At 55.5% G+C, this 12581-nt stretch carries 9 protein-coding genes; 3 read left to right on the top strand and 6 right to left on the bottom strand.

Annotated features, from left to right (window positions below):
* The first annotated feature begins 33 nt into the window (after nt 1–33).
* A complete protein-coding gene (locus tag RAL91_RS10630) occupies nt 34–999 on the top strand; it encodes a DUF2264 domain-containing protein (RefSeq protein ID WP_306262057.1) in 966 nt (321 codons plus the stop codon).
* A gap of 416 nt (nt 1000–1415) precedes the next feature.
* On the opposite strand, the gene RAL91_RS10625 is transcribed toward RAL91_RS10630, so the two are convergent.
* Nucleotides 1416–2567: an extracellular solute-binding protein gene (locus RAL91_RS10625; protein ID WP_306262056.1), complete on the bottom strand. Its 1152-nt coding sequence runs from the start codon at nt 2565–2567 to the stop codon at nt 1416–1418.
* 392 nt (nt 2568–2959) lie between these two features.
* Between RAL91_RS10625 and RAL91_RS10620 the strand changes: the two genes are divergently transcribed.
* Together RAL91_RS10620 and RAL91_RS10615 are read left to right on the top strand one after the other, a co-directional pair.
* Entirely contained in the window at nt 2960–4519 is a 1560-nt protein-coding gene (locus RAL91_RS10620; protein WP_306262054.1) for a proton-conducting transporter membrane subunit, read from the top strand.
* 21 nt (nt 4520–4540) lie between these two features.
* The gene (locus RAL91_RS10615; protein WP_306262052.1) at nt 4541–6949 is read left to right on the top strand and encodes a YbcC family protein; all 2409 of its coding nucleotides are present in this window, start codon (nt 4541–4543) and stop codon (nt 6947–6949) included.
* Between the two features lie 132 nt (nt 6950–7081).
* Here RAL91_RS10615 and RAL91_RS10610 read toward each other — a convergent pair whose 3' ends face one another.
* From RAL91_RS10610 to RAL91_RS10590, 5 genes are read right to left on the bottom strand one after another with little or no spacing between them, the layout of a single operon-like run.
* Nucleotides 7082–8569: a tripartite tricarboxylate transporter permease gene (locus RAL91_RS10610; RefSeq protein WP_306262050.1), complete on the bottom strand. Its 1488-nt coding sequence runs from the start codon at nt 8567–8569 to the stop codon at nt 7082–7084.
* A gap of 16 nt (nt 8570–8585) precedes the next feature.
* Nucleotides 8586–9038 carry a tripartite tricarboxylate transporter TctB family protein gene (locus RAL91_RS10605; protein ID WP_306262048.1) on the bottom strand — a complete coding sequence of 151 codons (453 nt, stop codon included), beginning with the start codon at nt 9036–9038 and terminating at the stop codon, nt 8586–8588.
* Between the two features lie 9 nt (nt 9039–9047).
* Nucleotides 9048–10016, bottom strand: a complete 969-nt coding sequence (locus RAL91_RS10600; protein WP_306262046.1) for a tripartite tricarboxylate transporter substrate binding protein — start codon at nt 10014–10016, stop codon at nt 9048–9050.
* 20 nt (nt 10017–10036) lie between these two features.
* The gene (locus RAL91_RS10595) at nt 10037–10801 is read right to left on the bottom strand and encodes an HpcH/HpaI aldolase/citrate lyase family protein (RefSeq protein WP_306262044.1); all 765 of its coding nucleotides are present in this window, start codon (nt 10799–10801) and stop codon (nt 10037–10039) included.
* Nucleotides 10801–12516, bottom strand: a complete 1716-nt coding sequence (locus RAL91_RS10590) for a dihydroxy-acid dehydratase (protein ID WP_306262042.1) — start codon at nt 12514–12516, stop codon at nt 10801–10803. The genes RAL91_RS10595 and RAL91_RS10590 overlap by 1 nt, the downstream gene beginning before the upstream one ends.
* Nucleotides 12517–12581: the final 65 nt, after the last annotated feature.

Below are 12581 nucleotides of genomic sequence, written 5' to 3'. Positions count from 1 at the left end.
GTGGTCCATTGCGCGGGAACTGTCCGCCACCTGGTGGACCCCTCCTTCTTTGACCGCAACATTCGTCTGGTCAACAGCGCAGACGCCAATGCAGTGCCGGTTGCCGAGTTTCTGTTGTCCTGGATTTTACGATGGAACAAAAAGCTACCCCTGTTTGAAAACAAGTACCGTGCTGGCCACTTCATCGAGAATGCTGAAGGTCCAAGGCGTCAATTTGACCACTATATTGCGTTTGCGATGCATTTCTATGGGCTGATCTATTCCAAAGTGGCCAAGGGCGATGAGGAACGTTGCGAACGGTTCGGTCAACGCGCGCGGGACTTCGCACAGGATTTTCAGCACTGGTTTGATGCAGAAGGTGCCAGTCTCGCCTTCAGGCGTTCGATGACATATCGCTTTGCGCAAGCCTCCTTTTGGACAGGCCTTTTTGCCGATGTCGAGGCACTTCCATGGGGCCAAATCCGGGGATTTTGGGCTCGCAATATGCGGTGGTGGGGCAACCGCGACTATTTCGACCGGGACGGCATTATGCCGGTTGGGTACGGCTACCCCAATCTGCATATTTGCGAAGTGTATAATTCGCCCGGCTCACCCTATTGGGCCATGAAAGCTTACCTTCCACTCGCATTGGCCGAAGACCACCCCTTCTGGCAGGCAGACGAAATAGAGAAACAGCAAACGCCAGAGCTGTTGGTCTCACGAGTTCCCGGAATGATCGGGTTCGAAGCGGGCGGAAACCGGGTCATGCTGTCGTCCTGCAAGCAGGTCACGCAGCCGTTTCATGGAACGTCCGAGAAATATGGAAAGTTCGCCTATTCGACCAAGCTGGGTTTCTCGATAGATTCAGACCCGGTTGGGTTTTTGTCCAATCCTTTCGATAACATGCTGGCACTTTCGTATAATTGTCGGATTTTCATGACGCGCGCTCCCCTGGAAGAGGCGCGGATTGGCTCGGATTTCCTTACTCAGTCTGGAAAGTTGACGATGAAATTGAAGTAGAAACATGACTGATTGCCCGTGCCCCCTGGCGCATTCGGGCGCATAAAATCACAACCAACCGGGCGCTGTTCGCGACAGAAGGCGGATTTGCCATTCAAAGAACCGATACACCGCCAACAACGGAAACACACAGTCGGACACTCCGAATTTGTGACCGAGACGGCCTTCAGTGTGGCGCTGGATATGTCCCCAACAGCGCGCAAGGGGCTCCCACGCAGGCGCAGCTTGAAAAAATGGTATCGGATAGCGAGCGCGTTTTGTGCATGAAGTATGAAACGCATATTCCCACATTATTTTGAACCGGATAGTGGGGATTTGAGGTCTACTTGAAGCGCGGATAGGGTTGAGGGATCAAAGAGCGGTCCGGGTCGTCCTGAATGAGGCCGCTGCGGCCTCGAAAAGCTTTTGGACTATGCTCAAAATTCCAATTCCCCCGCTCTGGCCGAGCGGAAATAGTCTTCGATATCCCTGATTGTCTGGGTCCCATCTCCGGCTTGATCCAGACAATCGGTTTGCAGTAACTGACCCGCAAAATTTTGCAATTTTATGTATCCCGGCCACCGGGGGCGCAGGACCGCATTCTCTTGCATGGTCCGGCATTCGTCGAAAAACGTGCCGTTGATCGTCTTTTGAGCTGTCGGCGACCAAACGCTGCGATGCGCGGCCTGGCCGCCTGCTTCTGTCATTCGGATCTGTGCGCCTTCCTTAACCAGATGAAGGGCAGCTTTAACGGCAGCGCCAATATCGCGCGTTGAAGATGACACTGCCAATCCGGTGCCTCCAAGCACAGTAGCGGCATTCGCAGTATTGGTCGGACTGTCGCAATAGCGAAGGCGATGGTGTCCGGCCGCTGGGGCCTGCGCGTAACTGTTAAAGGAAAAAACAAACGGGCAGTATGTGACGTCATCCGAATGGGCCATGGCTTCCAACAGATCGATTGATGACCAATCGAACGCCGCATCAGGAATATGGCGTGCAAGCCGGCGCAGGATCGACAGGGCCTGAACCGCAATATCCTGAGGAAGAAAATTCTCATCGTTGCCGGAAATATCTGCCCCCAGACAGCTGGCAATACCGAGATAGTTCATGAATGCGTGAGGGTTGGCCATTGAGAGGCCAAGCCCTCCGCGTTGACCAAAAGCAATTGCTTCATCAAAGGTTGCTGGCACAGCACCATCAAGAAGGTCGGGACGACAGACAGCCACTTGCGAGGCGGCATCGATGGGCAAGGCCCAGAGGCCGCCGCCATACTCGTAGCTCTTGAAACTGAGGCCAATGTAGCTTTCTTGCAGAGCGGCCAGATCGGCGGCATCGAGGTGTTCTTGAAGATTTAGAAGCGCCCCCCCAGCTGCTGCGTCGCCCATGAAGGGATGATCCAGAATAATCAGATCATACTTGTCTGCCGTCTCCACGATTGGTGTCGCCTCAAAACCGCGCAGGCTGTGGACATCCCATACGATGGCAATGTCGTCGCTCAATGCATTGAATCGATGTGTCTCTGCGAAGAGCCCATCGCAGGCCCTCGGATGATCCCAGGTCAATCCGCGCAATATTAGCTTTTTTGACATTCCAGATCCATTCAATCTCTACCGGACCACCTGTATCTGACGCCCAAGCACTTCAAAACTCAGTTCCATAACGTCACCTGGATTAAGATGCCGTTTGTGTGTCGGCTCCATGAACTGAGGCGGTTACGAAACAGAATACCATGGCGGGTCTGGATCCGCCTGCATTTTCCAACCGTTCAAATGAAGCGAAGTCGACAGATATAACCGCTCTGCTGTCCGTGTGAGCTTGCCGTAAGGGCAACCGCACAGAGTGAACGCAAGTGATGACAATCGAGATCATCCCAATTCATACATTAAACAGAACGATTTCACGCAAATAATGAACTTTTTTGTTTTCGGCAGGGCTGCTATCGGTCGGCCAACTTATAATCCTGCCGAAAGAAAACCCTTCCGTGTTTATCGCCATCCTGCCATTTCTTGTACCGACTACACTCATCATAGCCGCAGTTCTTGCTTTCCGTGGACCACAATTGCGACCTGTCAAAGTGCTGCGAAGCGTTGAACTTGCATCGCTGGTCGCGTTGGCATTTGCGGTTCTTTCCGGTGTTCTTCTCATCTTCAACGGCCCCGCTACCAGCCCGCTGATCGGCTTCTACGGCTTGGGGCTTTCAGTGCGGCATGATGCAGTCAGCGCGGTGATGCTGTTACTGGTATCTTTCGTCGGTTGGGTGGTGGTGCGCTATGCCGCCACGAACATCGACGGCGAGGCACGGCAAGGCGCATTTACAGGTTGGCTTTGCGCGACGCTTGCCGCCGTGATGATGCTGGTGATCGCAGGGAACATCCTGCAACTCGTCCTTGCATGGATCACAACAAGCCTGTTTCTGCACAAGCTGCTGTTGCACTACCCGCTCCGTGTTGCCGCACAACGGGCGGCGCGCAAAAAGTGGGTGACAGCACGTTTGGGTGATGTGGCACTGCTGGTTGCGGCGATGCTTCTTTATGGCACATACGGGACCGGCAATATTGCTGAAATTCTGACTGCGGCCAGCGTTGGCGAAGGTCGTGACGCTGCGGTATGGATCGCAATAGCTCTCGCCGTGGCGGCGGTCCTGAAATCTGCGCAATTCCCGATGCATGGCTGGCTGACCGAAGTGATGGAGACGCCAACACCGGTTTCCGCATTGCTCCATGCAGGTGTCATCAATGCGGGCGGCTTCCTGTTGATCCGCTTCGCCGATGTGATGCTGCTGTCGCCTGGCGTGCTGGCGGTATTGGTGATGATCGGCGGGTTTACGGCACTTTTCGGCGGGTTGGTCATGCTGACCCAATCGGCGGTCAAGACCTCGCTGGCATGGTCGACCGTGGCGCAGATGGGCTTTATGATTCTGCAATGCGGTTTGGCGCTGTTTCCTCTTGCGCTGCTGCATATTGTTGCTCATTCGCTTTATAAGGCGCATGCCTTTTTGGCATCCGGTATGGCCGTGGACGGCGCGGCCGCGATCCGGCGTCCGGGACCTGTGGCGATCCCCAATGGTGTGGCGGTTGGTCGGGCGTTTCTGATCGCGCTCGTGATCTATGCCGTTGTCGGGTTCATCTTCGGGTTGGCTGGAAAGTCCCCACAGGCCATAGCCCTTGGCACCATTTTGATCTTCGGCGTGGCGTATCTTTTGGCGCAGGGTCTTGCTGACGCAGCACCAAGAGTGCTGACGCAACGCACCGCCGCTTATTCTCTGGCTGCTGCCTTTGGATACTTTGCCCTTCAAACCGGCGCAGAGTGGCTGATGCAGGGAACCCTGCCCGCCACACCCGCACCCGGTCCTTTGGAGTGGGCGCTGATCGTTCTGGCGCTGTTGAGTTTCGGGCTGGTCGCGGTAGCACAGGCCATGTTCCCGCTCTGGGCCTATCATCCTGCGACGGCTGGTCTGCGCGTACACCTGTCTAACGGACTTTATGCCAATGCCATTTTTGACAAGCTGCTCCGCGGTTGGTCAACCAAGCCCACATCCTGATTGAAGCAAAGGAACAATTCCATGGACATGCTCTCCGAGCTTCCGCACACAACCGTGACCAAGGCCAGCAAAACGGCCGCAAGGGCTATTCCGCCGCTCTGGCCGTTGGCCTCTTCTGTTGCTGTGAACCCTTTTTTGGGCCAGACAAATGAGACTCTGGCGCAGGTCGGAGCGCGGCTGAGCCGCGTTGGCGGAGTGCCCGTCACGATGCCAAGGGACTGGTATAAGCTGCGCATTGACGACGGTACGATCACGGACGCAGACATCACCGCTGCCCTTAAGGCGCAAGCAGCTACTGGCCTGCCTGATCTGCCCAGTCTGCCTGATCTGGCAGAACTCAAACGTATTGCTGGCGTGCATGCAGCTACTTCTGCGCCGCAGCCAACTTTAGCTGACCTTGCAGCAGATATATCCGGAATCGACTGGCCCGGCATTCTTACAGACCGTTTCGGCGCCTGGGCGGCAGGTTATTTCGATCAGGGGCAAGCGCTTTGGGCCGCTCCCCTCAGGCGAGGGGCGTATGACGCATGGCGTCAGAACGCGACCCACGACCTGACGCCCGAAATCATGGGCCTGAAGGGATTTGCCCAATTCATCAGCGAGACACCGGATACTGCGGATGAAGCAAAGGCGCAGGCTGTCAAACGGCTCGGGCTGACCGAAGGCGCGCTTGAAACCTATCTGCACCAGCTGCTTTTTTCCCTCGGCGGCTGGGCACAGCTGGCCCGCTATCACCTCTGGCAAGCAGAACTGGCTGGCAATACCGATCAGGCCATCACTGACATTCTGACCATCCGGCTTTTGTGGGAAGAGGCACTTTTTGTACAATATGAAGACCAGATTGCCGACGCCTGGAAGGACGTAAAGCGCGCCCATGCGACACCTGTGGCTCCGGACGCGGACCTTCAGGCAAATGCAATCCTGCAAGAGGCTTGGGAGCGTGCAGTGCAACGCGACCTGGCCAAAACCTTTGCCGCCCCTCAATCGCCCGTGGATGCGGCACGCCCCAAGCTTCAGGCCGCCTTTTGCATTGATGTGCGCTCAGAAGTATTCCGGCGGGCCCTTGAGGCCGTCAATCCAGGCGTCCGGACGCTTGGATTTGCGGGCTTCTTCGGTCTGACCGCATCCCACAAAAGCTTTGCGTCCGATGTGGAAGAGCTGCGTCTGCCCGTGCTTCTCACGCCCAGCGTCAGTTCAACCTCTCAGGGCAACGATACCAACGCAGATCAGATGGCGCGTTTCAAAGCCCGCGCGCGCCGTGCATGGGGCCGGTTCAAACTGGCCGCCGTGTCATCCTTTGCATTCGTTGAAGCCACAGGGCCCATCTATGCGGGCAAACTTGTTCGGGATGCGCTGAACCTTGCGCCTAACGACGTGCCGAATGATCCGGCCCCACGTTTAGACCCTGCGCTTGACCTTGGCGCGCAGACGGATGCGGCAGAGACCATTTTGCGCGCAATGTCTTTTACCGACACCTTCGCGCGGTTGGTCGTTCTGGCAGGGCACGGGGCCAATGTTGTCAACAATCCCTTCGCCAGCGGCCTCCATTGCGGGGCCTGTGGTGGTTATTCGGGGGAAGTGAACGCCCGCCTCCTGGCTGGTCTTTTGAATAGTAAAGACGTGCAAAAGGGGCTTGCCGCACGTGGTATCGACATCCCCGACGACACACTTTTCGTAGCTGCATTACATGACACCACCACCGACAAGATCATGCTTTATGAGGGTGACCATCCTTCTGCGAGCCATGCCACCGATCTTGCGCAGGCACAGGACTGGTTTGCATCGGCCGGGTTAATCACACGTGGCGAGCGGGCATTGCGTTTGCCCCGTGCAAAGGGCGATGCCGACATTGCAGTGCGCAGTCGGAACTGGGCGGAAACACGGCCTGAATGGGCCCTGGCCGGATGCAAGGCATTCGTTGCCGCTCCGCGCCATCGGACTGTTGGAAAGAACTTTGAAGGACGCGCGTTTCTGCATGATTACGACTGGGCTGCGGACAAGAACTTCGGCGTTTTGGAATTGATCATGACGGCTCCCGTGGTCGTCGCCAGCTGGATCAGCCTGCAGTATTACGGATCGACGGTCGCGCCAGACGTTTTTGGGTCTGGCAACAAGCTGTTGCACAATGTGACCGGTGGCATTGGTGTTGTCGAAGGCAATGGCGGCACATTGCGTGCGGGCCTGCCCTGGCAATCGGTGCATGATGGCTCAGTACACGCCCATGATCCGCTGCGTCTGTCGGTTTGCATAGAGGCCCCCCGGAAAGCGATGAGCGATGTTCTCAAAAAACATGACGGCGTTCGGGCGCTGTTCGACAATCGCTGGTTACATCTTTTTGCGCTTGATGAGAACGGGCAAATGGCCTGGAGATATGAGGGCGATCTGAAATGGTCAAAAATGGCAAGCGTTGCTGAGCAGCCCCAGCACTGAAGGCATCACCTCCAACTGACTGATCAACCCGCGTTTCACGGCGGGTTGAACAGACCAATGCACGCAGTATGTACGCTTCGGCTGAATGACTGCACGGTCGACATACTCATGGTCTTAGTGGTCGGAGACCGCTTACGCCTGGTCACGCCCTTTCGATCGCGCCGCATAAATTGGCCAGACAATTGCGATACCGGCTGCGATGAACAATGCCAATGCCAGGGGGCTTGAAAGAAATGGCCAGAAACTGCCATCTGTCAAAATGAGCCCCTGACGCAGAGCGACCTCAAATTTTGGTCCTAATACAAGGCCGATGACAATTGGCGCGAGCGGAACACCAAAGACTCGCAGCACGAAACCGACGACCCCAGCCGCCAGCATGACGTAGAGATCGAAGACATTCCCGCGCACCCCATATGAGCCAAGAATGCTCAGCAAAATAACAGACATCATGAGAAGCGCTTCAGGCAGGCGTAGCACAACCGCAAAAAGCCGCGCCGATGCGAAGGCCAGAGCGAACATGACGACGTTTGCAAGAAACAGGGCGATGAAAGCAGCATAGACGATCTGCGGGTTATCGGCCATCAGTCGGACCCCGGGAGTGACCCCGTTCACAATAAGTGCGGTCAGCATCACGGCAGTCACAGCATCACCTGGAATGCCAAGTGCAAGCGCAGGAACAAGAGCACTTCCTGTCACGGCGTTGTTAGCGCTTTCAGGTGCAATTATGCCGTCCGGCTCACCGCTGCCCATTTCGTTTTTGCGAGGCGATGAGCGTTTTGCCTCGGCATAAGCGATGAAAGCAGCCGTCGCTGCTCCAGTCCCTGGCAGAACGCCTATTGCAGACCCAAGACCCGAACTTTTGAGCAACACTCCCCAGCGTCCCTTGAGGTCTGACAAGGAGGGCAAGATCATGCCGGTGTAGCGGATTATACGCGCCTGTGCTTTTTGGGGTTCAGACGCTCGCATGAAAACTTCAGACAGGGCAAACAGTCCTACGACGACCGGAATAACATCGAAGCCAGCCGACAGAACGAAGATGTCGAACGTGTACCTCATGTCTCCAGTCAGCGGGTCTGATCCGATAATGGCAATAAACAGGCCCATAATTCCGGCAAGCAATCCCTTTGCGACTGAGCCCCGGGACACAGATGCAATACAGGTCAGAGCGAGGACAATCAGTGCGCAAATCTCGATAGGCCCGAAGTTCAAGGCCAGGGCGGCAAGCTGAGGTGCGGCAAAAATGAGTATCAAACATGAGAACACACCTCCAAAGACACTGGCGAAGGTCGCCCATCCCAGTGCCCGGTCGGCATTGCCGCTCACAGCCATGGGATATCCATCAAGTGTTGTTGCCGCTGCTTGCGGTGTTCCGGGCGTGTTAATTAGGATGGCCGAGATTGAACCGCCATAGACAGAGCCGCAATAAACCGCCAGCAGCAATGCAATAGAGGGAACCTGCCCAAGTGAATATGTAAATGGCAAGCAGATGGTGACTGCGATCACAGATCCCAGGCCGGGCAGCGCGCCGGCGATAATTCCGAACGCAGTGCCAATTATGAGTGTTGCAAACACAAGCGGGTCGAATACGAGCCAGAATGATTCAGAAAGTATGTTGATCATAAGAAGCTTCCGGTCATCATGTCAGACGCCAGCGTGGCAATGGAATCCCGAGGGCTTGATCGAATAACCACCACGTCGTGATTGCGGAAAAGGCAGCAATTGCGATCAGAATATAAAGTCGGCGATAGCCAAGCAGCCATCCGCAAGCAAATGCGAGCGGTCCGGCCACCCCGATATATCCCAGCCAACGCATCGCCCAGATTGAAACACCAGCAACCGCTATCATGCCGATCGGCGCGCGCCATCGGTGTGTTTCTGTTTCGGTACTTTCGGGTAAGCGGAACGCTTCGAAAAGAATGACCAAAGCCAGCAGAATCCACAAAAACAACAATATGCGGGGAAAGAAAACCGGATTGACGGACGACCCAATTCCCATTGCCGCATATCGTTCAGCAAAGCTGTGTGCAAAAAGTGCGCCGCCCAGTAACAACAGGGCGAGCGCAAATATTATACGTGGAGATCTTTTCAATTCAGCCGCCTATTTCGACAGGCCGGCATCTTTAAGAACCTGACCGTTCTTTACAAACTCTGACTCCACAAAACTTCCAAATTCCGCCGAGTCCATATACTCAACATTTGTGGAAGTGGATGAGGTTACTTTTGTAAAATTTGGTCCCTTGGTCGCTTCTCCGCAAGCCGCCGAGAGTTTTTGAACCACTGCGTCCGGCGTTCCTTTGGGCGCCACAATACCTACCCATATCGAGAAGCTTAGTGGATAACCCTGCTCCTTCATGGTTGGCACATCCGGCAAACCTTCGATACGCTCATCAGTAAAACTGCCCAGCGCTTTGACGTCATAACGCGACAGGACGAGTGGTGGATCAGCAAAAAACTGGATCGTACCAGAAGCCATTGAACGCATTCCGTCGGCAGTCCCGCTATCAGGCAAATGTTTGGCTTCTACACCCATGGCACCCATGCTGGCGGCCATTGCCAAATGTGGTAGCGTGCCGGGCCCGGCCGAACCGTAAAGGTATTTACCCGGGTTTGCTTCCAGCTCTGTTTTAACGTCGGCGATGGAGTTGAAGGGCGAATCTTTTGACACGAGGAAAACCATTGGGTTCTTCGTGACGTTGCAGATATATTCCCAGCTGTCTTTGCCGTATGGCAAATCACGCAGATGTGGTTGCGTTGTCAGCGGACCAATGGGAATAACGCCAAGCGAATATCCATCTGCTTCGGATGCAGCGACTTCAGCTGTGCCAATTGTACCGGCAGCACCGGCAGTGTTTTTGACAACCACCTCAGAACCAAGCGCTGTGGCGAAATCAGCCTGAAATGCACGGGCGACTGCGTCTGTATTACCGCCTGCACCAAATGGTACAATCAAAGTTACCGGCCGTTCTGGATATTCGGCCATTACAGCAGATGTGCTAGCTGCAATCATCGCAATAGCTCCGGCTGAAACTATTGCAGTTGCACTCAGATAAGTCTTAAAATTAGTCATGTGGTCTCCTCCTATTTTGTTCACTGTTTGCCGCGAATATCTTCTAGCGTTGCCCGCGCGGCGCGGGTTAACATCGCGATGTCATTGCTGATTGGAACCATGTCAAAACCCATCTCCACGAGACGTTTTGCCATGTCGTTATTCAGGGCCAGGGCACCAATCGGTTTTCCGGCGGCATGCGCTCGCTTAGCGCAAGCTTCCATTATTCTCAGCATATCGTCAGATGCACCCTGACCCATTCGCCCCATTGCTGCGGATAGATCACCCGGGCCGACAAAGGCCGCATCGATGCCATCGACAGAGAGTATGTCGTCCAGCGCTTCAACTGCTTTGGGGGTTTCTACTTGTGCTATCAGCAGAACATTGTTGTTTGCATTTGCGGTATATTCTGAATTTGCACCGAAACGGCTTGCACGGTGCATTGCTGCAACCCCCCGGTTTCCCTCGGGGGCATATCTGGTTGATCGCACGAGCGCGCGCGCCTGATCCGCGCCATCAACCATAGGCACCATCAGCGAATTTCCACCAATATCCATGAACTGCTTGATCATCGTCTGGTTATCATCAGCCAAGCGGAGCAAAGGAAGACACGGCGTGCCCGCGACAGCCTGTAAAGACTGCAGGGCACCCATGGCTGAAAGCGGTGTGTGCTCCGCATCAATGACGATGAGATCATAGTCGCACCACGCCATGGCTTCAGCGACCAGCGGACTTCCAAACATCGTCCAGCATCCAATAAGCGGGCGTTCACGTAATAAAAGGGCTTGTTTCAGCAGATTGGTCATCAAAAAATCTCCGGGTCTTTTACGGGCAGCCCATCAGCGAGCAGAAAGTCAAAATCGCAACCATCCTCTGCCTGCCCGACATGAGCGACATAAAGTGCAGGCCAACCACGCCGAGGCGCGTCAGGCGGACGCCAATTGCTCCGCCGTTCATCCAATTCGCTTTCGTCTACGATCAAGTCGAGCTGTCCACGGCTCACATCCAGCGCGATCTGATCGCCGGTCTGTACCAGCGCCAATGGGCCACCGACCGCACTCTCAGGCGAAACATGAAGAATGCATGTGCCGTAATGGGTGCCACTCATGCGCGCATCCGAGATGCGTACGATATCCTTCACCCCTTTTTCCAATAAGGGTTTCGGTATGGGCAGGTTGCCCCATTCCGGCATGCCTGGAGCCCCTACAGGCCCGCCTCCCCGCAGCACCAGAATGTCATCGGCATTGATCTCTTCCTTGTCGATGCGAGCTGCCATGTCTGCTGGGCCATCGAACACGATGGCACGGCCCTGGTGTTTCAGAAGTTTCTGGCTGGCAGCGCTTGGCTTGATAACGGCACCACCCGGCGCAAGGCTGCCTTTAACAACGGCAAGGGCTGGACGATCTGTTACCGGATTGTCGATTTTGCGAATGACTGTGTCATTCCAGACCTGTGCACCATCGATTGCCGAGCCAAGACTTTCCCCGTTCACGCCAACGGCATCCAGGTTGAGACGGTTTTGCAGCCTGCTTAACAAGGCAGGCATCCCTCCGGCATCGTGGAAATCCTGCATCATATAAGAGCCATGGGGGAAGAGATCGGCCAATACAGCCACGTCCCGTCCGGCAGCGATAAGATCGTCCAACTTGTAATCACCGAGCCCAGCACGTCGCGCCATTGCTATCAGATGGATCGCCGCATTGGTTGAACCGCCCAGCGCCATCAGAGCAACCGCTGCATTATCAAAATGCGCCTGCGTCAGAAGTTGCGTCAGAGGCAAACCATGTGTGGCCAGACGGGTCGCGACTTCTCCGGCATCTGCTGCCATCCGTGGGTGCGCACTATCTACAGCGGGAATTGACGCTGCACCTGGCAATGTCAGACCCATCGCTTCAACGATGCAGGTCATGGTCGATGCGGTTCCCATCGTCTGGCACGTGCCTGGCGAGCGTGTCATCGCGGATTCAAGGTCCAGCCAGTCATTCTCGGTAATCCGACCTTGTCGGCGCTCGTCCCAGTATTCCTTTGTGTGCGTTCCTGCGCCAACCGGGCGACCACGAAAACTACCGGAAATCATGGGGCCAGCTGGTACAAACACAGCAGGAATGTCAGCGGACGTAGCCCCCATCAAAAGTCCTGGCGTGGTCTTGTCGCATCCGCCCAGAAGCACTGCCGCGTCGATGGGATGCGACCGCAGCAGCTCTTCAGTCTCGATTGCGAGCAGATTGCGGTAAAGCATGGTTGTCGGCTTAACGAGCACTTCACCTAGCGAGAAAGTTGGCAGCTCGACCGGGAAGCCTCCGGCACGTATGACGCCGCGCTTGGCATCTTCTGCCCGTTGGCGAAGATGTTGGTGGCAAGTCGCGAGGTCGGAATGCGTATTGATGATACCAATCACAGGCCGCCCCATGAAATCCTCGCGACGGTAGCCCATTTGAAGAGTTCTTTGCCGGTGGGCAAACCCACGGATGCTGTCCTGCTCAAACCACCGAGCGGACCGGAGGGGCCGTTGCTTACTCATCTGCTCTGATCAAGATATCTGTAACAGGGCCGCAATTGCCGGAATAGGAACATCAATGTAAAAGT

Source organism: Pararhizobium sp. IMCC21322, assembly GCF_030758295.1.
Classification (GTDB): Bacteria; Pseudomonadota; Alphaproteobacteria; order Rhizobiales.
The sequence above is the reverse complement of the archived record's forward strand: the minus strand, read 5'-3'. Positions and strand labels throughout refer to the sequence as shown.

Excerpts from the sequence above, each read along its gene's own strand:
- RAL91_RS10615 (WP_306262052.1), top strand. The coding sequence starts at position 4,541 with ATGGACATGCTCTCCGAGCTTCCGCACACAACCGTGACCAAGGCCAGC.
- RAL91_RS10600 (WP_306262046.1), bottom strand. The coding sequence starts at position 10,016 with ATGACTAATTTTAAGACTTATCTGAGTGCAACTGCAATAGTTTCAGCC.
- RAL91_RS10625 (WP_306262056.1), bottom strand. The coding sequence starts at position 2,567 with ATGTCAAAAAAGCTAATATTGCGCGGATTGACCTGGGATCATCCGAGG.
- RAL91_RS10590 (WP_306262042.1), bottom strand. The coding sequence starts at position 12,516 with ATGAGTAAGCAACGGCCCCTCCGGTCCGCTCGGTGGTTTGAGCAGGAC.
- RAL91_RS10610 (WP_306262050.1), bottom strand. The coding sequence starts at position 8,569 with ATGATCAACATACTTTCTGAATCATTCTGGCTCGTATTCGACCCGCTT.
- RAL91_RS10595 (WP_306262044.1), bottom strand. The coding sequence starts at position 10,801 with ATGACCAATCTGCTGAAACAAGCCCTTTTATTACGTGAACGCCCGCTT.